Source organism: Nocardioides sp. NBC_00368 (assembly GCF_036090055.1).
Classification (GTDB): Bacteria; Actinomycetota; Actinomycetes; order Propionibacteriales; family Nocardioidaceae; genus Nocardioides.
The window spans coordinates 3,545,811-3,571,303 of sequence record NZ_CP107970.1 but is presented as its reverse complement, the minus strand read 5'-3'; the positions used below and the strand labels follow the sequence as shown (position 1 = coordinate 3,571,303).

The 25,493-nt window shown below is 69.3% G+C and carries 25 protein-coding genes; 14 read left to right on the top strand and 11 right to left on the bottom strand.

Going from position 1 to position 25,493, the window contains the following annotated elements; genetic code table 11:
- Positions 1 to 21: 21 nt before the first annotated feature.
- The 4 genes from OG984_RS16995 to OG984_RS16980 all read right to left on the bottom strand — a co-directional run bounded on the left by OG984_RS16995 (position 22) and on the right by OG984_RS16980 (position 4,668).
- Positions 22 to 1,848 carry a CocE/NonD family hydrolase gene (locus tag OG984_RS16995; protein ID WP_328527467.1) on the bottom strand — a complete coding sequence of 609 codons (1,827 nt, stop codon included), beginning with the start codon at positions 1,846 to 1,848 and terminating at the stop codon, positions 22 to 24.
- Between the two features lie 94 nt (positions 1,849 to 1,942).
- On the bottom strand, positions 1,943 to 2,593 hold the full coding sequence (locus OG984_RS16990; protein WP_328527466.1) for a CoA transferase subunit B: 651 nt from the start codon (positions 2,591 to 2,593) through the stop codon (positions 1,943 to 1,945).
- Positions 2,594 to 2,596: 3 nt separating this feature from the next.
- On the bottom strand, positions 2,597 to 3,394 hold the full coding sequence (locus tag OG984_RS16985) for a CoA transferase subunit A (RefSeq protein WP_328527465.1): 798 nt from the start codon (positions 3,392 to 3,394) through the stop codon (positions 2,597 to 2,599).
- Between the two features lie 47 nt (positions 3,395 to 3,441).
- On the bottom strand, positions 3,442 to 4,668 hold the full coding sequence (locus OG984_RS16980; protein ID WP_328527464.1) for an acetyl-CoA C-acetyltransferase: 1,227 nt from the start codon (positions 4,666 to 4,668) through the stop codon (positions 3,442 to 3,444).
- A gap of 189 nt (positions 4,669 to 4,857) precedes the next feature.
- Between OG984_RS16980 and OG984_RS16975 the strand changes: the two genes are divergently transcribed.
- The 4 genes from OG984_RS16975 to OG984_RS16960 are packed head-to-tail and all read left to right on the top strand — an operon-like array spanning position 4,858 to position 7,241.
- Entirely contained in the window at positions 4,858 to 5,550 is a 693-nt protein-coding gene (locus OG984_RS16975; protein WP_328532367.1) for an energy-coupling factor ABC transporter permease, read from the top strand.
- Positions 5,547 to 5,879 carry a PDGLE domain-containing protein gene (locus OG984_RS16970; protein ID WP_328527463.1) on the top strand — a complete coding sequence of 111 codons (333 nt, stop codon included), beginning with the start codon at positions 5,547 to 5,549 and terminating at the stop codon, positions 5,877 to 5,879. The genes OG984_RS16975 and OG984_RS16970 overlap by 4 nt, the downstream gene beginning before the upstream one ends.
- A gap of 1 nt (position 5,880) precedes the next feature.
- Entirely contained in the window at positions 5,881 to 6,492 is a 612-nt protein-coding gene (cbiQ, locus tag OG984_RS16965; RefSeq protein WP_328527462.1) for a cobalt ECF transporter T component CbiQ, read from the top strand.
- A complete protein-coding gene (locus OG984_RS16960; protein ID WP_328527461.1) occupies positions 6,489 to 7,241 on the top strand; it encodes an energy-coupling factor ABC transporter ATP-binding protein in 753 nt (250 codons plus the stop codon). The genes cbiQ and OG984_RS16960 overlap by 4 nt, the downstream gene beginning before the upstream one ends.
- Positions 7,242 to 7,356: 115 nt before the next feature.
- Here OG984_RS16960 and OG984_RS16955 read toward each other — a convergent pair whose 3' ends face one another.
- The 3 genes from OG984_RS16955 to OG984_RS16945 are packed head-to-tail and all read right to left on the bottom strand — an operon-like array spanning position 7,357 to position 10,702.
- A complete protein-coding gene (locus OG984_RS16955) occupies positions 7,357 to 7,776 on the bottom strand; it encodes a DUF3054 domain-containing protein (RefSeq protein WP_328527460.1) in 420 nt (139 codons plus the stop codon).
- Between the two features lie 23 nt (positions 7,777 to 7,799).
- Positions 7,800 to 8,930, bottom strand: a complete 1,131-nt coding sequence (locus tag OG984_RS16950) for an N-acetylglucosamine-6-phosphate deacetylase (protein WP_328527459.1) — start codon at positions 8,928 to 8,930, stop codon at positions 7,800 to 7,802.
- Positions 8,921 to 10,702 carry a dolichyl-phosphate-mannose--protein mannosyltransferase gene (locus OG984_RS16945; protein ID WP_328527458.1) on the bottom strand — a complete coding sequence of 594 codons (1,782 nt, stop codon included), beginning with the start codon at positions 10,700 to 10,702 and terminating at the stop codon, positions 8,921 to 8,923. Before OG984_RS16945 ends, OG984_RS16950 begins: the two co-directional genes overlap by 10 nt.
- A gap of 33 nt (positions 10,703 to 10,735) precedes the next feature.
- On the opposite strand from OG984_RS16945, the gene rsmI reads away from it, so the two are divergent.
- On the top strand, positions 10,736 to 11,584 hold the full coding sequence (gene rsmI, locus OG984_RS16940) for a 16S rRNA (cytidine(1402)-2'-O)-methyltransferase (protein WP_328527457.1): 849 nt from the start codon (positions 10,736 to 10,738) through the stop codon (positions 11,582 to 11,584).
- A gap of 13 nt (positions 11,585 to 11,597) precedes the next feature.
- Positions 11,598 to 12,419: a TatD family hydrolase gene (locus OG984_RS16935; protein ID WP_328527456.1), complete on the top strand. Its 822-nt coding sequence runs from the start codon at positions 11,598 to 11,600 to the stop codon at positions 12,417 to 12,419.
- A 77-nt stretch (positions 12,420 to 12,496) separates the two neighbouring features.
- Here OG984_RS16935 and OG984_RS16930 read toward each other — a convergent pair whose 3' ends face one another.
- On the bottom strand, positions 12,497 to 14,827 hold the full coding sequence (locus OG984_RS16930; RefSeq protein ID WP_328527455.1) for an immune inhibitor A domain-containing protein: 2,331 nt from the start codon (positions 14,825 to 14,827) through the stop codon (positions 12,497 to 12,499).
- 480 nt (positions 14,828 to 15,307) lie between these two features.
- Here OG984_RS16930 and OG984_RS16925 point away from each other — a divergent pair, with 480 nt between their 5' ends.
- From OG984_RS16925 to OG984_RS16915, 3 genes are read left to right on the top strand one after another with little or no spacing between them, the layout of a single operon-like run.
- Positions 15,308 to 16,468 carry a ubiquitin-like domain-containing protein gene (locus OG984_RS16925; RefSeq protein WP_328527454.1) on the top strand — a complete coding sequence of 387 codons (1,161 nt, stop codon included), beginning with the start codon at positions 15,308 to 15,310 and terminating at the stop codon, positions 16,466 to 16,468.
- Positions 16,469 to 16,502: 34 nt separating this feature from the next.
- Positions 16,503 to 17,372, top strand: coding sequence for a 16S rRNA (adenine(1518)-N(6)/adenine(1519)-N(6))-dimethyltransferase RsmA (rsmA, locus tag OG984_RS16920; protein ID WP_328527453.1), 870 nt, complete (start codon positions 16,503 to 16,505; stop codon positions 17,370 to 17,372).
- On the top strand, positions 17,369 to 18,271 hold the full coding sequence (locus OG984_RS16915) for a 4-(cytidine 5'-diphospho)-2-C-methyl-D-erythritol kinase (RefSeq protein ID WP_328527452.1): 903 nt from the start codon (positions 17,369 to 17,371) through the stop codon (positions 18,269 to 18,271). The genes rsmA and OG984_RS16915 overlap by 4 nt, the downstream gene beginning before the upstream one ends.
- Before the next feature lie 128 nt (positions 18,272 to 18,399).
- Here OG984_RS16915 and OG984_RS16910 read toward each other — a convergent pair whose 3' ends face one another.
- Both OG984_RS16910 and OG984_RS16905 read right to left on the bottom strand, forming a co-directional pair.
- The gene (locus OG984_RS16910; RefSeq protein WP_328527451.1) at positions 18,400 to 19,212 is read right to left on the bottom strand and encodes an IclR family transcriptional regulator; all 813 of its coding nucleotides are present in this window, start codon (positions 19,210 to 19,212) and stop codon (positions 18,400 to 18,402) included.
- Positions 19,213 to 19,432: 220 nt separating this feature from the next.
- Positions 19,433 to 20,695 (bottom strand): TetR/AcrR family transcriptional regulator, encoded by a 1,263-nt coding sequence (locus tag OG984_RS16905; RefSeq protein ID WP_328527450.1) that lies wholly within the window; start codon positions 20,693 to 20,695, stop codon positions 19,433 to 19,435.
- 107 nt (positions 20,696 to 20,802) lie between these two features.
- Between OG984_RS16905 and OG984_RS16900 the strand changes: the two genes are divergently transcribed.
- Positions 20,803 to 22,596 carry an ABC-F family ATP-binding cassette domain-containing protein gene (locus tag OG984_RS16900; protein WP_328527449.1) on the top strand — a complete coding sequence of 598 codons (1,794 nt, stop codon included), beginning with the start codon at positions 20,803 to 20,805 and terminating at the stop codon, positions 22,594 to 22,596.
- Between the two features lie 128 nt (positions 22,597 to 22,724).
- Here OG984_RS16900 and OG984_RS16895 read toward each other — a convergent pair whose 3' ends face one another.
- Positions 22,725 to 23,213, bottom strand: coding sequence for a MarR family winged helix-turn-helix transcriptional regulator (locus OG984_RS16895; protein ID WP_008362597.1), 489 nt, complete (start codon positions 23,211 to 23,213; stop codon positions 22,725 to 22,727).
- A gap of 109 nt (positions 23,214 to 23,322) precedes the next feature.
- Here OG984_RS16895 and OG984_RS16890 point away from each other — a divergent pair, with 109 nt between their 5' ends.
- From OG984_RS16890 to OG984_RS16875, 4 genes are all read left to right on the top strand, one after another.
- A complete protein-coding gene (locus tag OG984_RS16890) occupies positions 23,323 to 24,120 on the top strand; it encodes a methyltransferase domain-containing protein (protein WP_328527448.1) in 798 nt (265 codons plus the stop codon).
- Positions 24,117 to 24,497, top strand: a complete 381-nt coding sequence (locus OG984_RS16885; RefSeq protein WP_328527447.1) for a VOC family protein — start codon at positions 24,117 to 24,119, stop codon at positions 24,495 to 24,497. Before OG984_RS16890 ends, OG984_RS16885 begins: the two co-directional genes overlap by 4 nt.
- A gap of 149 nt (positions 24,498 to 24,646) precedes the next feature.
- Positions 24,647 to 24,913: a metal-sensitive transcriptional regulator gene (locus OG984_RS16880; RefSeq protein WP_008362591.1), complete on the top strand. Its 267-nt coding sequence runs from the start codon at positions 24,647 to 24,649 to the stop codon at positions 24,911 to 24,913.
- A gap of 49 nt (positions 24,914 to 24,962) precedes the next feature.
- Positions 24,963 to 25,430, top strand: coding sequence for a hotdog fold domain-containing protein (locus OG984_RS16875; RefSeq protein WP_008362589.1), 468 nt, complete (start codon positions 24,963 to 24,965; stop codon positions 25,428 to 25,430).
- Positions 25,431 to 25,493 lie beyond the last annotated feature (63 nt).

The window sequence follows — 25,493 nt, the reverse complement described above, 5'->3', positions numbered from 1 at the left end:
CCGGAGCCGGACCCTTCGGCGCTACCTCCGGACCGGGAGGACCAGCGTCGAGGGGTTCGCCATCGTGTGATGGACCGTGACCACGCCGGCCACGCCCCGGACCAGCTGCTTGACGTTGGGCAGCAGGTGGGGGACGTCGTAGGAGTGGACGGTGACCCGGAGACGGTGGCCCTTCTCGATCACCGCGCCGGTCGGAAAGACCTCGACCGGGACACGGTAGATCTTGCCGGGCGTGACCGGCTGCTCGGCCTCGCGGGTGAAGGGGTGCCAGGGCTGCACGACCTGGCCGTTCAGCGTCCGCGACCTCGACGGGATGACGGCACGGTGGCGCAGCGTCTGCCACCCGCCGGTGATGCGGTCGACGGACCCGTCAGGCGCGACGTCCTCGACCGAGACCGAGATCAGTCCGTCGGTGCCGGTCGTGGAGACGGACAGGTCGGCGTTGAGCGGCCCCGAGAATGCCGTGCGAGAGGTGGCCGGAGCTGTCTCGTAGGAGACCCCGAGCGCGTCGTTGATCCGGTTGTCGGTCACGCAGCCGGGGATCGCGAGGGCCCCGGCGGTCCATTGTGCGGTGCTGCGAGAGCACAGTCCCTGCACCGGCAGCGGCGCGATCGTGTCACCGCCGAGCGGCTTCAGGTCCGACCCGAGGGCGTACGTCCTGGCCCGGACCTCGCTCCCGAGCCACGACTTCATCGTGCGCCACTTCCCGGACCCGATCTCGTGATAGGTCACCGGGGCGACGTCCTTGTCGAGGGTCGCGTCGGGGATGTCCTTGATGTAGGTGTCGAACCATCGCAGCGCCATCTCGCTCAGGTTGTCGATGCCGCTGCCCTCCAAGCCGGCTCCGGTCGAGGCCTCGGCGTGCGTCCAGGGGCCGATGAGCAGCTTGGTGTCGACCCCGTTCCGCTGCATCCGGTCGAAGAGCATGGGCGTGCCGCGCTGGAAGATGTCGTACTGCCCGGCCGTGACGAACGTCGGCACATCGATCTCGTCGACCACGCTCAGCGGCGATCGCTTCGCATAGAACGGCCCGTCGTAGCCCGCGTCGCTCCCCAATGCCGCGCTGACGAGCATGGGCACCTGGAACCCGAGGGCACCGCCGACGTGCTGCAGCAACGTGGTCAGCGTGGCCTCCGGGCGGGTCTTGTTGACGGCCGGCGGCACCAGCCCCGATCCGGTGACCAGTCCGAACCACAGCGGGATGAACCCGGCGTCGATCTGCCCGCCGGAGGCGACGACGTCACGGTAGACGTCGCCCGCCGGCACGATCGGGAACATCGCCTTCAGCCCGCGCGGGTGCTGGGCCGCGGTGAAGAACTGGTTGATCGCCATGTAGGACGGACCCCACAGGCCGAGCTCGCCGCTGCTCCACGGGCGCTTCTTCGAGGTTGCCCAGTTGGCCACCTCGAGGCCGTCCTTCTGCTCGCGGTCGCCGAAGGCGTCCCACTGGCCGGCGGAGGAGCCGGTGCCGCGTACGTCGGTCTGGACGAAGACGTAGCCGCGCTGCACGAAGTAGTCTCCGCCGCTCCCGCCGGCAACGTTCTTGTTGTAGGGGTTCTGCGTCAGGATCACCGGGAACCGACCCGGCGCGGCGGTGCCGTCGGCCTTCGCGGGACGGTGGATGTCGGCGCGGAGCACGACGCCGTCGGACATCGTGAGCTCGACGTCCTTCTCGACCACCACGCCGTACGTCGCCGGGCGCGGCTTCCACGTCCCGGCCCGCGCCTGCGGCACCTGGGCGGTGACCGCAGGTGCCGCCGAGGCGGCGGGCGGGGAGAGTGCTGGCGGCAGAAAGGTCGTGACGAGAGCCAGGAACGGAACGAGGAACGCCAGTCTGCCGAGTTTCACGACTCACTCCAGGGGGTGTGGTGGGTATCACACCCCGAAACGAGGAAGTGCAAACGCGAGTTACGGAACCCCGCTCCGATATTGGATAGTGAGACTAAGCGACGGCTGCTGTCGTCTTGTCGACGACCGGCGCGCCCGTGGCCGCCACGACCTGGTCGTACGTCACCCCGGGAGCCAGCTCGACGAGCTCGAACGCCTCACCGGCGACATCGAGAACCCCGAGGTCCGTGATGACCCGCTTCACGATCCCGCGGCCGGTCAGCGGCAGGTCGCAGGCCGCCAGCAGCTTGGGGGCGCCCTTCTTGGTGACGTGCTCCATCAGCACGATCACGCGCCCGGCGCCGGAGACGAGGTCCATCGCGCCGCCCATGCCCTTGACCATCTGGCCGGGGACCATCCAGTTGGCGATGTCGCCGTTGGTCGCGACCTGCATCGCACCGAGGACAGCGACGTCGATGTGGCCGCCACGGATCATCGCGAACGAGGTCGCGGAGTCGAAGTAGGAGGCCCCCGCGAGCACCGTCACGGTCTGCTTGCCGGCGTTGATCAGGTCGGGGTCGACCTCGTCCTCGTAGGGGAACGGGCCGACGCCGAGGATGCCGTTCTCGGCGTGCAGCACGACCGTCGAGGTCTCCGGGATGTAGTCGGGGATCAGCGTCGGCAGGCCGATCCCGAGGTTGACGTAGTCCCCGTCCTGGAGCTCCTGCGCGGCGCGCGCGGCCATCTGGTTGCGGTCCCAAGCCATGACTCAGGCCTCCTTGCTCGAAGTGGTCTCGGTGGGGCGCTCGCCGCGCGTCGTACGCTTCTCGATGTCCTTGCGTGCTGCCTGCTCAGGCGTCAGCGCGACGATCCGCTTCACGAAGATCCCCGGAAGGTGCACGTCGGCCGGGTCGATCTCGCCCACCTCGACGACCTCCTCGGCCTCGACGACGGTCACCCGACCGGCCATCGCGGCCGGCACGTTGAAGTTGCGCGAGGAGGCGTGGAACTGGGCGTTGCCTGCCCGGTCGACGCGGGTCGCACGTACCAACGCGAAGTCGGTGATGATGCCCTCCTCGAGCACCATCTGCTTGCCGTGGAACTCCCGGACCTCCTTCGGCTCGGAGGCCTCGGCGATCGTGCCGTCGGGGTGGTAGCGGTAGGGCAGGCCGCCGTCGGAGACCATCGTGCCGACGCCGGTCGGGGTGTAGAACGCGCCGATGCCGCTGCCGCCGGCGCGCATCCGCTCCGCGAGCGTGCCCTGCGGGGTGAGCTCGAGGGTGATCTCGCCGGCCAGGTACTGGCGGCCGAACTCCTTGTTCTCGCCGATGTAGCTCGCGATCACGCGGGAGATGCGGTGGTCGTCGAGCAGCAGCCCGAGCCCCGCACCGTCGACGCCGCAGTTGTTGGAGACGACCATCAGGTCGTCCGCCCCCTGCTCGCGCAGCGCCTCGATCAGGAACCACGGGATTCCTACCAGCCCGAAGCCGCCCACGGCCAGGCTGGCCCCGCTGTGAATGTCGGCGACCGCCTCTGCGGCCGACCCGACCACCTTGTCCAGACCCATGTCTTCTCTGCTCTCTCGAGATTTTCCGTACGAAGCGTGCCGGCTGCTCAGCGGACCGACTCGAACACCGCCGCGAGCCCCTGCCCGCCACCGATGCACATCGTCTCCAGGACGTACCGGGCCTCGCGGCGCTGCGCCTCGCGGGCGGCCGTGGCGAGGATCCGGGCACCGGTGGCGCCGATCGGGTGGCCCAGCGAGATGCCCGAGCCGTTGGGGTTGAGCCGCTCGTCGGTGGCGTCGATCTTCCACTCGCGCAGGACGGCGAGGACCTGGGCGGCGAACGCCTCGTTGAGCTCGATCAGGTCGATCTCGTCGAGGGTGAGCCCGGCCCGGCCGAGCGCGGCGCGGCTGGAGAGGACGGGGCCGATGCCCATCCGCTCGGGCTCGCAGCCGGAGACTGCCCACGACTTGAGCGTCAGCAGGGGAGTGAGGCCGCGCCTCTCGGCCTCGGCGCGGGTGGTCACGATGCACATCGCGGCGCCGTCGTTCTGGCCGGAGGCGTTGCCCGCGGTGACCGTCGACTCCTCGTCGATCTTCAGCCGGATCGGGCGCAGCGAGGCGAGCTTCTCCAGGGAGATGTCGGCGCGCGGGTGCTCGTCGCGGTCGACCACCACGTCGGGCTTGCGGCGCCCGCCGGGGACGGTCACCGGGACCAGCTCGTCGGCGAACTTGCCGGCCTCGTGGGCGGCGACGGCGCGCTGGTTGGAGCGCAGCGCGAGCTCGTCCTGCTCCTCGCGGGAGATACCGTACTCGCGGCGCAGGTTCTCGGCGGTCTCGATCATGCCGCCGGGGATCGGGTGGTCCTTGCCACCTGCGGTCTCGCGAGCCCGGTCGAGGCGGTCGAGCAGCTCGATGCCGCCCTGCTTCACCCCGCCGCGCAGCCCGAGGGCGTAGTGCTCGACGTTGGACATCGACTCCGCGCCACCGGCGATGACGAGGTTCGCGGCGCCCGTGGCGACCGAGCCCGCGGCGTACAGGATCGCCTGCAGACCCGAGCCGCAGCGGCGGTCGATCTGGAGGCCGGGCACGCCGGTGCCGAGGCCGGCGTCGAGGGCCGCGATGCGGCCGATCGCGGGGTTCTCTCCGCTCGCGTAGCCGTTGCCGAGGATGACGTCGTCGACGTCGCCCTCCTGCAGGCCGGTGCGCTCGACCAGCTCGCGCAGGACCGTCGTGGCGAGGTCGGTCGCGGTCAGGGGCGACAGGGCTCCCAGGAAGCGGCCGACCGGGGTGCGGAGGGGCTCGCAGATGACGATGTCGTTGGCGGAGCTGCTCATGCCTTCGACGGTACGCGCGCAGTCATGACTTGAGAAGTATTCATTTGGTGCCGATTGACACCTGTGAAGTCTTGATTCACTACCCGACCGGACAGTGCGCGGGCGAGGCTATTGCGATAAGTTCGCGTTAGCAGTTCTCATGTCTCGGGCTCCCCTTCGACCGACCCCACGCAGATCCCAGAGGTGACCATGCACGTCCCCGACGGCTTCCTCGACGCTCCGACGTCGATCGCCACCGGCGCTGTCGCTGTCGTCGCGGTCGGCGTCGCGCTGCGCGGCGCTCGCCGCGAGCTCGACGACAAGACCGCTCCGCTGGCCGGCCTCGTCGCCGCGTTCGTCTTCGCGACCCAGATGCTCAACTTCCCGGTGGGCGCCGGCACGAGCGGACACCTGATGGGCGGCGCGCTGGCAGCCGTGCTGGTCGGTCCGTGGACCGGGGTGCTGTGCGTCTCGGTCGTGCTGATCGTGCAGTCGCTGCTGTTCGCCGACGGCGGCATCACCGCCCTCGGCACCAACATCCTGCTGATGGCCGTCACCACGGTGGTCGTCGGCTGGGTCGTCAGCCGGGTCCTGATCAAGCTGCTGCCGAAGCGGGTCGGCCTGGTCGCGCCGGCCGCGGCGATCGGCGCCTTCGTCTCCGTCCCCGCGGCCGCGCTCGTCTTCACCGCCCTCTATGCCGTCGGCGGCACCGCCGACATCTCGCTGACGACGCTGGCCACCGCGATGCTCGGCTGGCACACCCTCATCGGGCTGGGCGAGGGCGCGATCACCTTCCTCGCGGTCGGTGCGATCCTGTCCGTACGCCCCGACCTCGTCTACGCCGCCCGAGGCGTGATCACCGAGCGCGACCTGGTCATCAAGCCCAAGGAGTCGGTGGCGTGAGCACGACGACGAAGAAGCACGTTCCGTTCACGTGGGTCGCCGTCGGCATCGCCGTCGTCGCCCTGCTCCTGGCCGGCGTGGTCTCCTACTACGCCTCCGCCCACCCCGACGGCCTCGAGTACGTCGCCGGCAAGACCGGCTTCCTCGACAGCGCCTCCGACCACGGCGCCGCCGACGGCCCGCTGGCCGACTACGGCACCAAGGGTGTCGACAACGAGCGGCTCTCCGGCGGTCTCGCGGGGGTGATCGGCACCGTGGTGGTGCTCGTCCTCGCCGGCGGCCTCGCTCTGGTCGTACGCCGTCGTTCCGCCGAGTCCGACGAGGCCTGAGGTGCCCGCCCATCTGAAGGTGCTGGCCCTCGTCGGCTTCATGCTCGTGGTGGTGGCGACCCCACGGGAGTGGTTCGCTGCGTACGGAATCTTCCTCGCCGTCCTGGTGACGGTCGGGGCGGTGGGCCGGGTTCGTCCGGGATGGGTGCTGAAGCGGATGGTGGTGGAGACGCCGTTCGTGGTCTTCGCGGTGCTGATGCCGTTCATCTCCCACGGGCCGCGGATCGAGGTGCTCGGGCTGAGCCTGAGCGAGTCGGGCCTGCTCTCGGCGTGGGGGCTGCTGGCCAAGGGCACGCTCGGCGTGATCGCCGGCCTGCTGCTGGCCGCGACGACGACGCCGCAGGAGCTGGTCCACGGCCTGGAGCGGCTGCGGCTGCCTCAGCAGCTGGTGCAGATCATGGCGTTCATGGTGCGCTACCTGGAGGTGGTGACCGACGAGATGCGCCGGATGGCGGTGGCGCGAGCCTCACGAGGCTTCGTCGCCCGCAACCCGCTCCACTGGCCGGTGCTCGCCCGCTCGGTCGGCGCGCTGTTCATCCGTTCCTTCGAGCGCGGTGAGCGGGTGCACCTGGCCATGGTCTCGCGCGGCTACACAGGGAGAATGCCCCGGTGACGACTCCAGTCCTCGACGTACGCGGCTTGGCCTTCGCCTACCCCGACGGCCATCAGGCGCTCTTCGGCGTCGACCTGCACGTCCACCGCGGTGAGCGGGTCGCGCTGCTGGGGCCCAACGGCGCCGGCAAGACGACGCTGGTCCTGCACCTCAACGGCATCCATCTCGCCGGCGCCGGATCCGTGTCGGTCAGCGGGCTCCCCGTGACCAAGGCCAACATCAAGGAGATCCGCCGCCGCGTCGGCATCGTCTTCCAGGACCCCGACGACCAGCTCTTCATGGGCACCGTCCGCGAGGACGTCGCCTTCGGCCCCGCCAACCTCGGGCTGCGCGGGGACGCCCTCGAGGCGAAGGTCACCGAGGCGCTCGCGAAGGTCGGGATGGAGGACTTCGCCGACCGGCCGCCCCACCATCTCTCCTTCGGCCAGCGCCGTCGGGTCGCGGTCGCCACCGTGCTCGCGATGGACCCCGAGATCCTGGTCCTGGACGAGCCGTCCTCCAACCTCGACCCGGCCTCGCGCCGCGAGCTCGCCGACATCCTCCGCGACCTCGACGTCACCGTCCTGATGGTCACCCACGACCTGCCGTACGCCCTCGAGCTCTGCGAGCGCTCCGTCATCCTCGACGGTGGCATCGTCGCCGCTGAGGGTCGCACCGTTGACGTACTCTCCAACGCCGACCTCATGCGCGCCCACCGCCTGGAGCTCCCCTTCGGCTTCGACCCCGTGGCCGCTGCCGCCACCCTCTAGCCGAGACCGCAGTTCTGGTGGGCGAATCTGTAGTTGTGGACGCCGAGATTGCAGTTCTGGGCGACGAAACGACAGTTTCGTCCGCCATTTCTGCAGTCTCGGCCGCCGCAACTACCTATTCGGCGAGGCGCCTCGAGCGGTAGTGGAGCTTGGCGCTCACGTAGCCGCGCCAGCCGACCAGGGTGAGGCCGAGGAAGAGGATCGAGACGACCAGGAAGGCCGGCGCGAGGCCCTCGCCGGTGAGGCCGCGCAGCACCATCCCGATGGCGTACGTCCCCAGCCAGACGATCACGCCCGCCGGCCAGGCGCGGAGCGCCTGCCAGCGGCGCCAGGCCAGCACGGCCCAGGCCACGACGAGACCGACCAGGAACGGCCAGGCGATGCGGAGCACGACGAGCGCCGGACCGGAGTCGTGGGACTGGCGTCCGGCGAAGGCGAAGAGGAGCACGAAGAAGACGTCGACCGCGAAGGCAGCGACCGCCCACTTCGGCACGAGCCCGGCGACGAGTGGGGAGGAGGACTCCGTGGAGGACATGGTGCTCAGGATACGAGCCCGGCCTACGCGGACAGCCAGGCCCCGCCGCGCATCACCCGGGTCGGCCGCAGCGACTCGTCGGTGATCACCAGGTCGGCGCGGGCACCGGGCTCGAGGCGGCCCGCGTCGAGCCCGACCACCGACGCCGGCCGCAGGCTCGCGGCCTTCATGAGCATGGCCAGATCGATCCCCGCGGCCGCGTGGCGGCGTACCTGGTCCAGGAGGCGCGAGGTGCCGCCGGCGATCGACCCGTTGCCGGTCCCGTCGGCGACTCGGGCGACCCCGGAACGTACCTCCACGGACAGCGGGCCGAGCTGGTAGTCGCCGTCGGCCATCCCGGCCGCGGCCATCGCGTCGGTGACCAGCACGACCGAGCCGGGCACCATCGACATCACCGCCCGGACGGTCTCGTCGTCGAGGTGTACGCCGTCCGCGATCAGCTCCACGCAGGCATCTCCCACACCCGCGGCTCCCAGGGACCCGAGCACAGGCCCAGGAGCGCGATGGTGCGCGGGCGGCATCCCGTTGAACAGATGGGTGACCAGACCGCCCGGTCCGGCGAGGAACGCGCGGGCCCGGGCGGCGGAGGCGGCGGTGTGCCCCAGCGCCACCACGGCCCCGGCCTCGGTGAGCACCGCGGCGACCTCGTCGGCGCCGGGGAGCTCGGCGGCGAGCGTCATCACCCGCAGGTGGCCGCGTGCGGCGGCGACGAGCTCGCGGGCGAGCCCGGCATCCGGCGCCATCAGCAGCTCGGGATCGTGGGCGCCGCGGCAGGAGTGCTCCAGGAACGGCCCCTCCATGTGGATCCCGGCGATCAGCCCGTCCTCCGCGGCGGTGGCCAACGCGGAGACCACCGACAACAACCGCGCAGGCGCGTCGGTGACGGTCGATGCGAGCAGCGTGGTCGTGCCGGCGGCATGGTGCACGCCGGCGGCGACGGCGATCTCGTCGGCGGACGTGGAGTGGAACGACGCGCCACCACCGCCGTGGTTGTGGATGTCCACCAGGCCTGGCAGCAGAATCCCCGAGGACGCAGCGTCACCGGACACGGCGGCCCGCACGTCGGAGACGACCCCGGCGGACACCGTCACGACGACGTCGTCGAACCCGCCCGGCCGGGGCACCCGGCCGCGTACGACATGGTCTAGATCCATCGCTTGAACCAGATCCTCGTCAGCCATTCCTGCCGGGTGAGCAGCTCGTCGGTGTAGATCGGCCAGAACCAGGCGAAGTTGAGGATCACCAGCACCACGAAGATGCCACCGGCGACAGCACCCCCGACCCGACGCCGACTGGCGACGCCCCCACCTGCCAGAGGCGGCGGCCGGTCCAGCAGCTTGCCCAGACACAGGCACAGGCCGAGCACCAGGAACGGCAGCGCGATGATCATGTAGAAGGAGAAGATCGGCCGCCCGGCGTACTGCAGCCACGGCAGCCACGTCGACAGCACCCCGACGACGGCGACCCCGAACCTCCAGTCGCGCGCGGCAACCCACATGAATCCCGAGACGATCAGCGCGACGAACGCTCCCCACCACAGCACCGGGGTGCCCAGCAGCAGCACCTGGCGCAGGCAGGTCCCCGCCTCCTCGGGGCCGTCGCCGTCGGGATCGGTCGAGGGCGACGCCTCGCACATCTCTCCCCGCGACTTCGAGCCGGACAGGATCCCGGTGTCGGCGGCGACACCCACCGGCCTGTTCAGGACGAGCCACCCGATCGGATGCGAGCCGTAGGTGTGTTCGGCGCACTCCAGGAAGTGGGTGTGGAAGGTGAAGACGTCGCGGTGGTAGTACCACAGCGACCGCAGCGACTGGGTCGCCTCACCGAGCCCCGAGGCGTCCGGCTCGGTCGCGGTCGGCCAGCGGTTGTCGTTGAGGTTCTCGGGGACGTACGACTTGTTCTCGCAGTGCCCCTCGCCGGTGTAGCGCGTGTACTGCGTCGCCGAGAGCGCGCCCTCGTAGACGTCGGCATGGGCCATCCACGGGATCCAGGTCATCACGTAGACCGCGAGCGCGACTCCCACCAGGTGCACGAACGCCGTCGGTCCGTCGGCCACACAGGCACGCAGCCAGGACAGCCGTACGCCGAAGGAGCGCCGCATCCCGGCGGACCAGGCGACATAGAGGAGGCCGAAGGCGGCCAGCGGGTAGAGCGCCTCCCACTTCGAGCCGATCGCCAGGCCCCAGGCGACGCCCGAGCAGAGCAGCCACGGCCGGAACAGCATGCGCCGGACCGGTCCCCACGCGCCGGGCTCGGCGAGCTGGGTGGGCGCGAGCGCAGAGAACCGGCGCCGGCACCAGTCGCGGTCCATCACCATCAGGTGCACCGCGAGCAGCAGGAAGAAGGCGACGAAGAGGTCGAGCAGGGCCAGCCTGGAGAGGACGAAGGCGAGCCCGTCGAAGGTGACCAGGATGCCGCCGACCAGACCGAGCAGCATGGACCCGGAGACGCGGCGTACGAACCGGATCGTCAGCAGCACCAGGAGCGAGCCGATCACGACCGAGGCGATCCGCCAGCCGAACGGGTCCATCCCGAAGAGCTTGATGCCGATCGCGATGAGCCACTTGCCGACGTCGGGGTGGACGATCATCGACGGCCCGTCGGCGAACTGCCCGTCGAGCCGGCCGGCCAGGATGTTCTCGTCGGCGCCCTCGATGAAGTTGCGGGCATAGCCGAACTCCAGCAGCGCCCAGGCGTCCTTGGCGTAGTAGGTCTCGTCGAAGGCGAAGACCTTCGGCGTGCCGAGGTGCCACAGCCTCAGCAGGAACGCGAGCGCGGTGATCCCGATCGTGGCCGTCCAGCCGGCTCGCGGCGAGCCGCTGATGCGGCGCCGGGCGCGCTCCCAGGCGGTCGGGAGAAGGTGACCCGAGGGGGTGCTCGCGAGCCCCTCCATGGGCTCGTCGGCCCTGGTCACCGTCGTTGTCACGATGGCACCCTATAGGCCTGCGACAATATCGGGGTGGTAGTTCCAGACGACGGCGTGCTCGTACTCGCGGCAACCCCCATCGGACGTGTCGAAGATGCCCCACCCCGTTTGGCCTCCGAGCTGGCCACCGCGGACGTCATCGCTGCCGAGGACACCCGCCGCCTGCGTCGGCTGACCACCGATCTCGGGGTCGAGCTCAAGGGCCGCATCGTGTCCTACTTCGAGGGAAACGAGAGTGCTCGTACGCCGGCGCTGCTCGCAGATCTGCTCGACGGCAACCGCGTCCTCCTGGTCACCGACGCGGGCATGCCGTCGGTCTCCGACCCGGGCTATCGGCTGGTCGCCGCGGCGGTCGAGAAGGACGTACGCGTCACCGCGGTGCCCGGGCCCTCGGCCGTGCTCACGGCGCTGGCCGTCAGCGGCCTTCCCGTCGACCGGTTCTGCTTCGAGGGCTTCCTGCCGCGCAAGGCCGGCGAACGCTCCCGCCGCCTCGCGTCGCTGGCGAAGGAGGAGCGCACCATGGTCTTCTTCGAGGCCCCTCACCGCACCGAGGCGGCCCTGGAGGCCATGCGCGAGGCCTTCGGCGACACCCGCGCCGCCGCGGTCTGCCGCGAGCTCACCAAGACCCACGAGGAAGTACGCCGCGGAGGCCTCGCCGAGCTGGTGGCCTGGGCCGCCGAGGGCGTGAGGGGTGAGGTCACGATCGTCGTCACCGGCGCCGACCCGAGCGCCGAGATCGGCAGCGACCCGGACAGCCTGCGCGCGGCCGTGGCCGACCTGGAGAGCGATGGCCGCACCCGGAAGGAGGCCATCGCCGAGGTCGCCAAGCTCGCCGGCGTACCGAAACGTGAGGTCTACGACCTCGTGCACAAGAGCGTATAGAAGACTGGTGAGCATGAGCTTCGCCCCGGCACCCGAGCCACTGCCCGCACCGGTCGTCGACAACCACACCCATCTCGACATCGTCCGGGGAGACGAGAGCCTCCCTGTCGAGGAGGCGCTCGCCCAGGCGGCGGCGGTCGGCGTGACCAGGGTGGTCCAGATCGGCTGTGACCTGCCCGGGGCTCGCTGGGCGGTCGAGGCGGCCGAGACGTACGACAACATGGTCGCCGGCGTCGCGCTCCACCCGAACGACGCTCCGCGCCAGCCCGACCTCGAGGCCGCTCTCGACGAGATCGAGAAGCTGGCCGGGGCGCACGACAAGGTGCGCGTGGTGGGGGAGACCGGGATGGACTTCTTCCGCACCGACGAGGAGGGCCGCGAAACCCAGGCCTACTCCTTCCGGCGCCACATCGACATCGCCAAGCGCCTCGACAAGACCCTGATGATCCACGACCGCGACGCCCACCAGGCGGTGCTCGAGGTGATCGACAGCGTCGGCCCGCCGGAGCGCTGGGTGATGCACTGCTTCTCCGGCGACGCCGAGTTCGCCCGGCAGTGCCTGGACCGCGGGGCCTACCTCTCCTTCGCCGGCACGGTGACGTTCAAGAACGCCCAGTACCTCCGCGACGCCCTCGCGATCACGCCCCAGGACCGCATCCTGGTCGAGACCGACGCCCCGTTCCTGACGCCCCACCCCCACCGCGGCGCGATCAACTCCAGCTACATGATCCCGGCCACGATGCGGGTGATGGCCGAGGTACGCGGCGACGACCTCGAGGCGCTCTGCAGCGCCGTCAACACCAACACCGAGACCGCCTTCGGCGGCACCTGGTGATCTGCGGACGCTGACCGGCAGACTGAAGAAGGGCCCGAGGCGATCGCCTCGGGCCCTTCTGTCACGGCTGAGTCAGGTCAGGAGACGCTGATCTTCATGATGCCGGCCCTCTCGTCGGAGGAGAGCACCTGAATCTTCACGCCACTACCGGCCGTCTTGGTCGAGTGGCGGGGGTTGTCGGCGTTCCAGTAGGCCGTCTCCGAGCTGTCGAAGAAGGTGGTGACACCCTTTCGCGACGGAATGTCGAGGACGTTGTTCGGAGCGCCGGCGATCTCGCTCTCCAGGTGGAGCGCGTTGGTGCGGTCCACGTCGAAGGTCGAGTCGTAGCCCTGGATCCGGTTACGGGACAGGGTGCCGTTCGACCACTTCTGGACGCCGGCCGTGGCGTCGACGATCAGTGCCTGGCCACCACCGGGGTGGGCGGAGGTGTTGTTGTCGGTGTAGAGACCGTTCTGGTACCAGACCAGCAGGCCGTCCTGGTAGCGGTAGTGGTCGACCTTGTCCGGCGCGGTGACGGCGTAGCCGAAGTTGTACGGACCCTCGGCCAGCGTCTTGTCGTAGCCCTTGTACTGCCGGTTCTCGGCGATGTAGAAGTGCTTGTACGGCAGGGTGTAGGTGCCGTCGGTGAGCTCGAAGTACTTGTTCACCGTCCAGCCGTCGAAGGACGAGAAGTCCGTCGTGTAGGCCGAGCCGACGGCCAGGTCGTCGATCGCGAAGCCGTAGTAGTGCAGGCCACCGTCGTTGGCGGTGCGGAAGCGGAGCTTCACGTTCTGGCCTGCGTACGCCGACAGGTCAGCGGTCAGGTTGGTCCACTCGACCGGGTCCTTGGTCGCGCAGTTGCCGGTGCAGGAGCTGTCCGAGGTGCCGTGGATGCCGTTGTTGTACTCAGCCGTGGACAGGTTCGTCGCGATCGGCGTCGACCAGGTGGTGCCGCCGTCGGTGGAGGCCTCCAGGAAGGTGAAGTCGTACTCCGCCTCGAGGTCGTACTTCACCTTCGCCGACAGGGTGCCGCCTGCGGGGACGGCGATCGACGGGCTGACGGCGGTGGCCGTACGGTCATCGCCCTTGCCCGAGTAGAGGAACGAGCGCCCGGAGGAACCCTCGCCGGCGTCGTACGTCTTCTCACCATCGGGCAGGTTGACGATCAGTGCCTGCGGCGTCTTGGCGCCGGTGTCGTGGTACGACGGGCCGAGTGCGAGCTTCTTGGCCGTGCCGGCCTCGACGGTGGCGTAGTTGAGCCAGCCGAGGAAGAGCTTCTCCGGGGCACCCATGTGGTTCGGGGTGGTGCCGATCGCGCCGTCGCCGTGACCCAGCCACGAGCCGGAGCTCATCAGGGTCCAGAAGCCGGTGCCGTTCTCGCCACCGGCGGTGTCGTAGAAGTCCGGCAGGCCGAGGTCGTGGCCGAACTCGTGCGCGAAGACGCCCAGACCGCCGTTCTCGGGCTCCGTGGTGTAGTCACGGATCCAGATGTCGGTGTTGCCGATCTGTACGCCGCCGACCTTCGGGAAGTTTGCCGGGCCCTCGGAGCCGGAGGCGTTCGCGGCCCAGCGGTGCGACCAGATGGCCCACGGGTCGGCGCCGGCCTCCTCGCCCTCGCCGGAGTGGATCGCCTGGAAGTGGTCGATGTAGCCGTCGGCCTCGTTGAAGTTGCCGTCACCGTCGATGTCGTAGCGGTCCCAGATGTCGTAGTCCTTCAGGTAGGACACGATCTCGGCGTCGGTCTTGCCGGCGGCCTTCTGGGCGTCGTACCAGGCGTTGGCGCTGTCCTGGATGAAGTTCTTCATCGAGCTGGCGGTCTCGTCGCCGGTCTCGCTCTGGTAGTAGGACGCGGCGTGCGGGAGCTTCACCCAGTCGCTGGTGTCGCCCTGGAGGTCGAAGCGGCCGCTCGACATCTCCTTGTAGACGTTGTGGAACGACTCAGCGCTCCGGTCTTCGTTGAAGAACATGTCCTGGTAGTGATCCCGCGAGAAGTCGGGCTCCCAGTAGGTGGAGTTGTCGCCCTCCTCCGGGGCCTCGATCTCGTTGTGGAGCGGGCCCGAGGTGTTGTCGGGGAATGCCGGGTTGCCGCCCTCGCCGAACTCCACCAGGAAGCTCAGCAGCTGGGACTTCTCGGTCGGCTGGTGCTCGACCCAGCGGGTGTTGTCGCCCTTGCCCATCTTGACGACTTCGCTGCCGTTCTTGGTGACAGTTGTCTTGTCGCCCGTCACAAGGGCCTCGGCAGCGGCCTGCTTCAGCTCGGTGCGCTTGGTGTGGAGTGCGTCTGGCTTGTTGTCGATCTTCTGCTTCACGCTGGCGGAAGCCGGGGTCCTGTTCACTTCGGCGGCGCTTGCCGTCGAGTGGGAGAGGACAACCGGCGTCACTCCCGCGACCGCAACTGCGGCGAGGGCGCTGAAAACGCGCTTGTTCATCGTTCCTCCGGAGTCTGGTGACATCGCGCACATCTGCCTTCCCCGAGAACTGACCGGCACGACGGGCCATCACGACAGAGATGGCTTCGGAGTACAACACCAAGCAACGGAGTTACCTGTAAAGGATTTGTCGCCTATTGGCCAGCGGCCGCGATATTTCGTGGCGGGATTACGACATCGACCATGATCAACCCGCTTGACCTGCGATTTCGGCGTGGTGAATCGCACAGCTGTCATTCGGTACGACAGGTATTGACAGCCCTGTCTGACCCTCATTTGATGCCAAGATTGCATGCTTGTTATTGCCTGCGGAGCGGGCACGGGACTTGCATTTAACCGCCCGCATTTGGTCCGCTGTCCGGCGAGATAGCCGGGATCGGGATAGATCCGGACGGTGTTGGGGGTGGGCCTCAGCGCGTAGATCACCAGATCTCGCAACATCGTTCGCCCGTGCCCGGGGAGCACGAACATCGGAGCATTGTGCCCGTCAGCAGCACCACCTCATGGGTTCGCAACATCGCATCCACCCGTCGCCGTAAGGCCCTGTTGGTCGGCGGACTCGCCGCCGCAGTCGTCGCCACAGGCGGCACCGCGTACGGGGTCAAGTCCTCCCAGACCGACGTCATCCTCTCGGTCGACGGCAAGGCCAAGGACGTCAGCGTCCACGCCGACACCGTCGGCGAGGTCCTCGAGGCGCAAGGCATCGAGATCGGCGACCGTGACGCCGTCGCCCCCTCGGTCGACACCGAGGTCGAGGACGGCAGCGCCATCAGCGTCCGCTACGCCCGGCAGCTGAGCCTCGAGGTCGACGGCAAGTCCCAGGACCACTGGGTGACCGCCACGACCGTCGGCGGGGCTCTCGCCGAGCTGGGCCGTGACTACGACCGGGCCGAGCTCTCGACCAGCCGCGGCGCCTACATCGGTCGCGACGGGATGTCGCTCGACGTCATCACGCCGAAGACCGTCAAGGTCGCGCTGGCCGGGAAGAAGACCAAGAAGGTCAGCGTGACCGCGCTGACCGTCGGCGACGCGCTCGAAGACCTCGGTGTCGAGCTCGAGCGCCGCGACAAGGTCTCGCCGGCCTCCGACAAGGCCCTGAAGACCGGTCAGAAGATCGTCTTCACCGACTTCTCCGCCAAGATCCGGAAGGTCGCCCGCGAGAAGGTCGAGGCGCCGGTCGAGGAGCGCGAGGACTCGACGATGTACGAGGGGGAGACCGAGGTCGTGGACGAGGGCTCCGACGGACTCCGTTCGGTGACCTACCGCGTCTTCTACAAGAACGGACAGGCCGTCTCCAAGAAGGTCCTCGAGCAGAACGTGATCGAGAAGGCCGAGCCGCGCATCGTCAAGGTCGGCACCAAGGAGAAGGAGGCCCCTGCGGCCAACTTCGCCGGTGGCAGCACCGTCTGGGACCAGCTCGCGCAGTGCGAGTCCGGTGGCAACTGGGCGATCAACACGGGCAACGGCTACTACGGAGGCCTGCAGTTCAACCTGCAGACCTGGCAGGCCTACGGGGGTCCCGGCTACCCGCACGAGGCCAGCCGCGAGACCCAGATCGCGATCGCGACCAAGGTCCGCGACGCCAACGGCGGCTACGGCTCCTGGCCGCACTGCTCGCAGCAGCTCGGTCTGCCGCAGTAGGGCTGTTTCGGCCTTCGGGCCATAGTCTGTACCCATGACCGACCGCACCCCGCCGCGCCTGTTGGGCCCGGCGGAGGTGCGGTCGCTCGCGTCCGAGCTCGATCTGCGTCCCACCAAGCAGCGTGGGCAGAACTTCGTGATCGACGCCAACACCGTGCGCCGGATCGTCCGCGAGTCCGGCGTCGACGCCTCCGACGTCGTCGTGGAGGTCGGCCCCGGCCTCGGGTCGCTCACCCTCGCCATCCTCGAGACCGGCGCGAGGGTGACCGCGATCGAGATCGACGAGGTCCTGGCCGAGCGCCTGCCGCGGACGATCGAGGAGTACGCCCCCGACCAGGCCGGCGCCTTCAGCCTGATCCGCGCGGACGCTCTCCGGGTCGACTCCGTCCCCGGCCCGCCGCCCACGGCCCTGGTCGCCAACCTGCCCTACAACGTCTCGGTCCCGGTCCTGCTGCACCTGATGTCCCTGCTGCCCTCGCTGCGCCACGGATTGGTCATGGTGCAGGCCGAGGTCGCCGACCGGCTGGCCGCCAAGCCCGGCTCCAAGGTCTACGGCGTCCCGTCCGTCAAGGCTGCCTGGTACGCCGACGTACGCCGCGCCGGAGCGATCGGCCGCAACGTCTTCTGGCCGGCCCCCAACGTCGACTCCGGTCTCGTCTACTGGAGCCACCGCGAGCCGCCGTCGACCGAGGTCTCCCGCGAGGAGGTGTTCGCGGTCGTCGACGCCGCGTTCGCGCAGCGTCGCAAGGCGCTGCGCGGCGTGCTCAAGCCGCTGGCCGGCTCTGCCGACGCGGCCGAGAAGGCGCTCGTCGCGGCCGGCATCGACCCGCTCGCGCGCGGGGAGTCGCTGACCATCGCGGACTTCGTACGCATCACCGAATCGCTCCAGAAGGTTCCCTCATGACGACCACCGTCCGTGCGGCCGCGAAGTTCAACCTGCACCTCGGCGTGGGGCCTGTTCGTGAGGACGGGTATCACCCGCTGGCGACCGTCTACCACGCGATCGGGCTCTACGACGACGTCACCGTGAGCGAGGCCGACGGGTGGCAGGTCGCGGTCACCGCTGAGGACCACATCGCGCTCGGGGAGGTCCCCACCGGCGACGACAACATCGTCGTGCGGGCCGGCAAGGCTCTCACCGCCCACCACGGCGTCGACAAGGCGGCGAGGGTCGAGATCCACAAGGGCATCCCGGTCGCCGGCGGCCTCGCCGGTGGTTCGGCCGACGCCGCCGCGACGCTCGTCGCCCTCGACCGGCTGTGGTCGCTGGAGACCTCCGACGAGGATCTGCTGAGCCTGGCGGGCCAGCTGGGCTCCGACGTACCTTTCGCGCTGATCGGCGCCACCGCCGTCGGCGGCGGCCGCGGTGAGATCGTCGAGCCGGTCACCGACAACGGTGCCTGGTGGTGGGTCGCGGTCGGCAACGAGCAGGGGCTCTCCACGCCGTCGGTCTACCGCGCCTTCGACGAGCACGCCGGTGCCGAGATCGGCGACCCGCAGGTTCCCGAGCGCCTGCTCATGGCGCTGGAGAAGGGCGACCCCGACCTCCTCGCCGAGGCGCTCACCAACGACCTGCAGGCCCCGGCGCTCGGGCTCCGTCCCGACCTCGCCCAGACCTTCGCCGACGGCGAGGAGGCCGGCGCGCTGGCGGTCCAGCTCTCCGGCTCGGGCCCGACGGTCCTGATGCTCTGCCGCGACGCCGCCCACGCCCGTGAGGTCGCCGGAGCGATGCAGGCCAAGGCCTACGACCGCGTCTGGACCGCTCCGGGCCCGGTCGCCGGCGCCCACGTCGTCACCTACTGACCCGACCCTGCCGAGGCGTCGGCGGCGTCGGCCGAGGCGTCAGGTAGGACGGTCGAGATGTCAGCGTATGACGGCTCGACCGACCTAGCCGACGCCTCGGCCGACGTACGTGACGCCTCGGCGGGAGGTCAGGCGGCGCTGGAGACGACCTCGTCGGAGATCGCGGCGGCGGCGCGGCGCAGGTGTCGGGTGATGGTGGCGGCGTTGAAGCCGGCGGCGCCGCCGGAGACGGAGACGGCAGCGATCGCCCGGCCCTCGATCATGATCGGGACCGCGGCGCAGACGATGCCGAGCTGGGCCTCCTCGCGGTCGAACGCGATGCGCTCGCTGTTGGCGCGGCGGAGCTCGGCGAGGAACTTCGCCGGGTCACCGTGCGAGTGCCGGGTGCGCCTCACCAGGCCCGACTCCAGCACGGCCGCGATGTGGTTACGGTCGCTGAAGGAGAGGATCGCCTTGCCGGCGGCAGTGCAGGCCGCGGGCGCTCGCCCGCCGACGTACGTGTCCGGCTGGATGCCACCACGTCCGGTGATCTTCTCCAGGATCACGATGTCGGTGCCCTCGAGGATGGCGAGGTGAACGGTCTTGCCCGTGGCCACGTAGAGCTCGGCCAGATGCGGCATCGCAGTCTCACGGATGCCCTGCGGGCGGCAGATCTGGACCGCGTTGCCGAGCTCGAAGAGCCGACGTCCGAGCACATAGTGACGGCCGGTGCGCTCGACGTATCCGCTCTGCTCGAGGTGACGCAGGAGGCGGAAGGCGGTCGACTTGGGCAGGCCCGCGGTGCGTGCGATCTCGCTGACACCGAGCTTCGGGCCGGCTCCGAGAAATGCCTCCAGGATCTGGAGGGCCTTCGTCGCAGACGGGGTAGCCGAGGAGGTCGTCCTCGGGGCACCTTCATGGTCGTGCTGACTAGCCAGGGTGGGGATAGCAGAGACGCTCATGGGGGGATCTCCTTAACTGAGACAGAGGCACACCACGAGGGGGGATCTGGTGGCTCGGACTCTCTGTGACAGCAGTCACTGTAACGATCGTTCCGGAGGTTGTGGCGGAAATGTTGGATAAATCTCATTCCTGACCTGCGGAAATAGATGACACAGCACACATTTCAATGCGTTTTCGACCGTTAGCGTCGTAGACCGTCTGTGGGTCTACGGTAGTAGGTCAGTGGCTTATCTGTGCATGAATCGGCGTCGCCGTGACCAGTCGCGCCAGCAGGTCCGAGGTCGTGGCCGGTGGCATGTCGGCGCTGTCGAGCGCCTCGGCGAAGAGAAGTCCGTCTGCGATCACGAGCAGTAGCGCGGCCATCTCCTCGGCGTGATCAACACCGTCGTCGCCGAGGGCTCCGCGGAACCAGCCGGCGAAGTCGTCGCGCGACTGGAGGCGTACGGCGAGGAACCGGTCACGGCCGGGGAGCGGCTCGGGCCGCTTGGGAAGCACCAGCATGAGGCCGATCCGAAGGAACGGGGGCAGGCGGCGGAGGCTGGCCACCAGGGGCCTCAGCATCCGGGGGAGCTCGGTCGCCCAGTCGCAGTCCGCGCTCGGCGGCTGCCACGAGGACTGAGCGCTGCTCCAAGCGCGGTAGGAGTCGTCCACCGCGGCCGAGAACAGGTCGTCCTTGTTCGCGAAGTGCCAGTAGACCGAGGAGGCCGGCAGCTCGGCTGCCGCGCAGATCCGGCTGATCGAGGCGCCCTCGTAGCCGCTCTCCGCGGCGACCTCCAGCGCGGCCGCGACGAGCCTCTCGCGGCTGCTGCCCCTGCTCTCGTACGTCGAGGGCGGCAGGTCCACGTCCTCCGGGACGGTCGTCGGGTCCTGTTTGCGGAGGTGGCCCGCGACCTCGGCCAGCCCGTCGGCGAGCCGTTGCCGGAGCGGGTCGAGCTCGGCGTACGCATCGGTCTGGACGTGGATGAAGAGGCCGTCGTGGGCGGCGAGGGTCAGCCGGGCGAGGGTCTCGATGTGGGCAGGCGGAAGGTCGACCGCCTCGGACCACCACAGCTCGAAGCCGGCCAGCGTCTGGGTGCGGATCTGGAGGAAGCGCTGACGCGGGCCGTCGCCGACCGTCGGCCCGGACTCGAGGGCGAGCATCAGCCCCATCCGCCACCAGTCGGCACTGGCGTCGCGGGTGTCCGACGTCGTACGCCGCAGGTTGGCCAGCAGCCGTTCGCGCAGGTTGCCTCTGCTGGGTGTCTCCTCCCATCGGGGGACGGCCCGGTGCCAGCGGGTGTAGCCGTGCTCGAGCGCCTCGGCGAGAAGCTGGTCCTTGTTGGGGAAGTGCCAGTAGAGAGAAGACGGCGGGAGACCGGTAGCGCGTCGGACCAGCGCCATCGTCGTCCCGACATAGCCGCGCTCGGCCGCCAACCGGAGCGCTGCTTCGAGGATCATCTGACGCGAGCCGTGGGTGTGCTCGCGGAGCGTCTTCTCGACCATTGCATGGAGTCTAGGCAGGTCAGCGGCGCTTTGTCCGCCCGGTGTGCCGCTGGGTGGCCGCCGCGATGGTGGCCGCCTCACCGCCCTCGGGGACAATGGGAAGCGATATGGCGAACCTCCTCAACCTCGAGCACGTCTCCAAGGCCTACGGCATCCGGCCCCTCCTCGATGACGTCTCCCTCGGCATCAACGCCGGCGAACGGGTCGGCATCGTCGGCCGCAACGGTGACGGGAAGACGACGCTGCTGCAGGTGATGACCGGCTTGGAGGAGCCCGACTCCGGTCGCGTCTCGCGCCAGCGTGGCCTGCTCGTGGGGTTCCTGCACCAGGGCGACCAGCTCGTCGACTCCCACACCGTCCGCGAGGCGGTGCTCGGTGGCCGCTCCGATCACGAGTGGGCCGCCGTACCCGCGCTGCGCGAGATCGTCGAGCAGCTGCTGGCCGGGATCGATCTCGACCGGGCGGTGATGGGTCTCTCCGGCGGCGAGCGTCGTCGCTGTGCCCTGGCCGAGCTGCTGCTCGGCGAGCACGACCTGATCGTGCTCGACGAACCCACCAACCACCTCGACGTCGAGGCCGTGGCCTGGCTCGCCTCCCACCTCGCCGCGCGCACCTCCGCGCTCGTCGTGGTCACCCACGACCGCTGGTTCCTCGACGCGGTGTGCCAGTTCACCTGGGAGGTCCACGACGGCCAGGTCGACGCCTACGAGGGTGGCTACGCCGCCTTCGTGCTGGCGAAGGCGGAGCGGCAGCGACAGGCCGCGGCCTCCGAGGTACGCCGCCAGAACCTGGTCCGCAAGGAGCTGGCCTGGCTGCGCCGTGGTGCCCCGGCACGTACCTCCAAGCCGAAGTTCCGCATCGATGCCGCCAACCAGCTCATCGAGGACGTACCTCCGCCGCGCGATCGCTTCGAGCTGCAGAAGTTCGCCACCCAGCGGCTCGGCAAGGACGTCATCGACGTCGAGGACGTCGACCTCTTCCGCGGCGAGCGCCAGCTGCTGTCGCACGCCACCTGGCGGATCGGTCCGGGCGACCGGATCGGCATCGTCGGCGTCAACGGCGCCGGCAAGACCTCCATGCTGTCGCTGCTCGACGGCTCCCTGGCGCCTGCGGCCGGGAAGGTACGCCACGGCCGCACCATCGCCCTCCAGCACCTGACCCAGCAGCTCGACGACCTCGACCCCGAGGCCCGGGTACTGCCGACGGTGGAGTCGATCAGGCGGGTCACCAAGACGACCGACGGGCAGGAGCTCTCGGCGACCTCGATGCTCGAGCGCTTCGGCTTCACCGGCGACAAGCTGGTCACCCGCATCGGCGATCTCTCCGGTGGTGAGCGCCGCCGCTTCCAGCTGCTTCGCCTGCTCCTGACCGAGCCGAACGTCCTGCTGCTCGACGAGCCCACCAACGACCTCGACATCGAGACGCTCAACGTCCTCGAGGACTTCCTCGACGCCTGGCCGGGCACGCTGATCGTGGTCTCCCATGACCGCTACTTCCTCGAGCGCGTCACCGACTCCGTCTGGGCGCTCCTCGGCGACGGCCAGATCTCGATGCTGCCGCGCGGTGTCGACGAGTATCTCGAGCGCCGCCTCCCGATCCCCGCCGAGGCGTCGGCCCCGCAGGCCGAGGCGTCGCTCGCGTCGGCCGAGACGTCATCGGCCGGCGCGACGAAGGCGAAGCCCGGCTCGGCCGAGGAGCGAGCCGCGAAGAAGGTCATCGCCCGGATCGACAAGCAGCTCGAGCGGATCGGCGAGCAGCAGCAGAAGCTCGAGCTCGCGATGGCCGAGGCCGTCAACGACTACACCCGGCTCGCCGAGCTCAGCGCCGAGCTCGACCAGCTCGCCGCGGAGAAGGACGAGCTCGAGCTGGAGTGGCTCGAGGCGGCCGAGGCGTTGTCCTGAGCCTGTAGAAGGGTGCTGGAGTAGCGGTCCGCGGCTGCTGTAACACGCTGTTCGTAGGACTATCCGGTCGTTCGAATAGGGCGAGTAGTCCTACGAACGACGTGTTACAGCGCGCGTGGAGATCGGCGTCAGGACGAGAACGGGACCAGCAGCCGGCGCAGCAGGTCGGTGAGCTGGCTCTGCTGGTCGGCGGAGAGTCCGTCGAGGAACTCCCGCTCGGCCGCGAGCAGGGCTTCGAATGCGCTGTCGACGGTCGCCTTGCCGTCGGGGGTGAGCCGGACGAGGACGCCGCGGCGGTCGGCCGGGTCCGGGAGTCGCTCGACGAGGCCGCGGGAGGCGAGCCGGTCGACGCGGTTGGTCATGGTCCCGCTGGTCACCAGGGTCTCGCGCAGCAGCCGGCCGGGGGAGAGCTCGTAGGGGTCGCCCGCACGCCGTAGCGCGGCGAGCACGTCGAACTCCCACGACTCGATCCCGGAACCGGAGAACGCGTCACGTCGAGCGAGGTCGAGGTGGCGCGAAAGCCGGGAGAGACGCGAGAAGATCTCGACGGGGCCCAGGTCCAGATCGGGGCGCTCGTGTGCCCAAGCCTCACTCAGATCGTCGACTTCGTCGCGCATGGCGTTGAGCGTAGCCCAAGTTCGCCTCATCGAGAATCTTGACATCGAGACAAGTCGGGAGGACGATCGGAATATCTTGACGTCAAGAGAAATCGAGAGGACGTACGCCATGACCGCATGGGATCCCGAGCGCTACCTGACCTACTCCGACGAGCGAGGCCGGCCCTTCGGCGACCTGCTCCGCCGGGTGGCCGCGGACCAGCCGAAGTCGGTGGTCGACCTGGGTTGCGGCCCCGGCAACCTGACCGCCCTGGCGGCGGGACGCTGGCCGGGGGCGAGGGTCGTCGGCCTGGACTCCAGCTCTGCGATGATCGACAAGGCGCGCTCGACCATCGACGGTGTCGACTTCGCGGTGGCGGATCTCCGCGACTGGGCCGACTCGGCGGTGCCGGGGTCCGTCGATGTACTCCTCTCCAACGCGACGCTGCAGTGGGTTCCTGGTCACCTGGACCTGCTGCCGGCTCTGGCTCGCGCTGTGAGCGACGACGGATGGTTCGCCTTCCAGGTTCCAGGCAACTTCGACGAGCCCAGCCACCGGCTCCGCGAGGAGCTGGCCGCGGAGGAGCCGTACGCCGAGCACACCCGCCACCTCGAGGCGCCCGGGTCGCACGATCCTGCCGAGTACTACGACGTGCTCGTGAAGGAGGGTTTCGCGGTCGATGCCTGGGAGACGACGTACCTGCACGTGCTGACCGGCGAGGATCCCGTCTTCACCTGGATCGCCGGGACGAGCCTGCGCCCCACGGCGGCCGCGCTGGAGAAGGCCGGGCTCTTCGAGCCCTTCGCTGAGGAGCTCAAGAACCGTCTGGCACGGGCCTATCCCGTACGAAACGATTCGATAGGAAACAGTTTCGTCCTGCTCCCGTTCCGCCGCGTCTTCGTGGTCGCCCGCAGGCTGGCGGCATGATGCGGATCCATCACGTGCAGGTCGGCATGCCCGCCGGCCACGAGGACGAGGCCCGGACCTTCTACGCCGACGGCCTCGGGCTGAACGAGGTGCCGAAGCCGGCCGAGCTGGCCAAGCGCGGTGGCGCCTGGTTCCGATCGCCGGGCGGTACGGAGATCCATCTCGGCGTCGAGGACCCGCACCGGCCGCAGGCCAAGGCCCATCCCGCTCTCGCCGTCGAGACCGAGGCGGAGCTGGAGGCGTTGGGGGCAAACCTTGCGCGACTCGGCTTCGACGTCGACTGGAGCCAGCGTCACAACGCCGACGGATTCCAGCGCTTCCACGTCCGCGATCCGTTCGGCAACCGCGTCGAGATCGTGTGGCCAACCGCCGTTTAGCACGAACTTCTGGTCCATGTAGGCGAAAACTGGAATCAAGCAAAAAGAACCGTAACGCCAACTGGTCTGGACCGTTGTCCCCCGGGGGATACAACAACGAGCCAGGAATGATGCCAGAAACGATGGAAGGCAAGACTTTGACTGACGACGTGACCGTCCCCCAGCCTCGGGACGCGGAGACGACGAGCGTGGTCAATCGAGTCCGCAGGGCTCAGGGCCAGCTCGGTGGCGTGCTCCGCATGATCGAAGACGGCCGCGAGCTCGCCGATGTGGTCGGCCAGCTCAAGGCAGTGACCCGTGCCCTCGACAAGGCGGCTTTCGCGCTGCTCTCCAACGAACTGCGCCGTGCGCACGCCGATGGGGACCGCCCGGAGCAGATCGAGGAGCTCGAGAAGGTCTTCCTCTCCCTCTCCTGATCTCGGGCCAGGAGAGGGGAGGGGGTTACCCTCGGGTAACCTGACCGCCATGAGCCAGCTCTACGACCTCTGGAAGTCCTTCAACCGCGTGCCGGTTGTGGGCAAGCGAGCATTCTCGGTCGCGTTCGCGAAGAAGGCGCCCTACTTCGGGTCCATCCACCCGCTGGTCAACCAGCTGCGGCCCAACTACGCCGAGGTCATCGTGCCCAACCGCAAGGGCAACCACAACCACATCGGGACCGTGCACGCCATCGCGCTGTGCAATGGCCTCGAGATGGCGATGGGTGCCCTTGCGGAGGTCACCATCCCGCGCGACAAGCGCTGGATCCCCAAGGGGATGACCGTCTCCTACACCGCCAAGGCGACCTCCGACATCACCTGCATCGCGGAGACCGACCAGGAGGACTGGGAGACCGCCGACGGCGACCTCGCCGTCCGGGTCAAGGGCATCCGCGAGGACGGCACCGTCGTCATCGAGGGCACCATCAACCTCTGGGTTACCCCGAAGAAGAAGTAGAAGCAGGTACGCAACGGCCCGCTGCCCCGAAACGGGGTAGCGGGCCGGTTCCGTGCCGATGCG

What these genes read in the sequence shown, in the direction of transcription:
- OG984_RS16895 (WP_008362597.1), bottom strand. Translation starts at nt 23,213, where the DNA reads ATGCGCGACGAAGTCGACGATCTGAGTGAGGCTTGGGCACACGAGCGC.
- OG984_RS16890 (WP_328527448.1), top strand. Translation starts at nt 23,323, where the DNA reads ATGACCGCATGGGATCCCGAGCGCTACCTGACCTACTCCGACGAGCGA.
- rsmA (WP_328527453.1), top strand. Translation starts at nt 16,503, where the DNA reads ATGACCGACCGCACCCCGCCGCGCCTGTTGGGCCCGGCGGAGGTGCGG.
- OG984_RS16980 (WP_328527464.1), bottom strand. Translation starts at nt 4,668, where the DNA reads ATGAGCAGCTCCGCCAACGACATCGTCATCTGCGAGCCCCTCCGCACC.
- OG984_RS16950 (WP_328527459.1), bottom strand. Translation starts at nt 8,930, where the DNA reads ATGGATCTAGACCATGTCGTACGCGGCCGGGTGCCCCGGCCGGGCGGG.
- OG984_RS16930 (WP_328527455.1), bottom strand. Translation starts at nt 14,827, where the DNA reads ATGAACAAGCGCGTTTTCAGCGCCCTCGCCGCAGTTGCGGTCGCGGGA.
- OG984_RS16910 (WP_328527451.1), bottom strand. Translation starts at nt 19,212, where the DNA reads ATGAGCGTCTCTGCTATCCCCACCCTGGCTAGTCAGCACGACCATGAA.
- OG984_RS16905 (WP_328527450.1), bottom strand. Translation starts at nt 20,695, where the DNA reads ATGGTCGAGAAGACGCTCCGCGAGCACACCCACGGCTCGCGTCAGATG.
- OG984_RS16955 (WP_328527460.1), bottom strand. Translation starts at nt 7,776, where the DNA reads ATGTCCTCCACGGAGTCCTCCTCCCCACTCGTCGCCGGGCTCGTGCCG.
- OG984_RS16935 (WP_328527456.1), top strand. Translation starts at nt 11,598, where the DNA reads ATGAGCTTCGCCCCGGCACCCGAGCCACTGCCCGCACCGGTCGTCGAC.
- OG984_RS16875 (WP_008362589.1), top strand. Translation starts at nt 24,963, where the DNA reads ATGAGCCAGCTCTACGACCTCTGGAAGTCCTTCAACCGCGTGCCGGTT.
- OG984_RS16915 (WP_328527452.1), top strand. Translation starts at nt 17,369, where the DNA reads ATGACGACCACCGTCCGTGCGGCCGCGAAGTTCAACCTGCACCTCGGC.
- OG984_RS16985 (WP_328527465.1), bottom strand. Translation starts at nt 3,394, where the DNA reads ATGGGTCTGGACAAGGTGGTCGGGTCGGCCGCAGAGGCGGTCGCCGAC.
- OG984_RS16885 (WP_328527447.1), top strand. Translation starts at nt 24,117, where the DNA reads ATGATGCGGATCCATCACGTGCAGGTCGGCATGCCCGCCGGCCACGAG.
- OG984_RS16990 (WP_328527466.1), bottom strand. Translation starts at nt 2,593, where the DNA reads ATGGCTTGGGACCGCAACCAGATGGCCGCGCGCGCCGCGCAGGAGCTC.
- OG984_RS16975 (WP_328532367.1), top strand. Translation starts at nt 4,858, where the DNA reads ATGCACGTCCCCGACGGCTTCCTCGACGCTCCGACGTCGATCGCCACC.
- OG984_RS16900 (WP_328527449.1), top strand. Translation starts at nt 20,803, where the DNA reads ATGGCGAACCTCCTCAACCTCGAGCACGTCTCCAAGGCCTACGGCATC.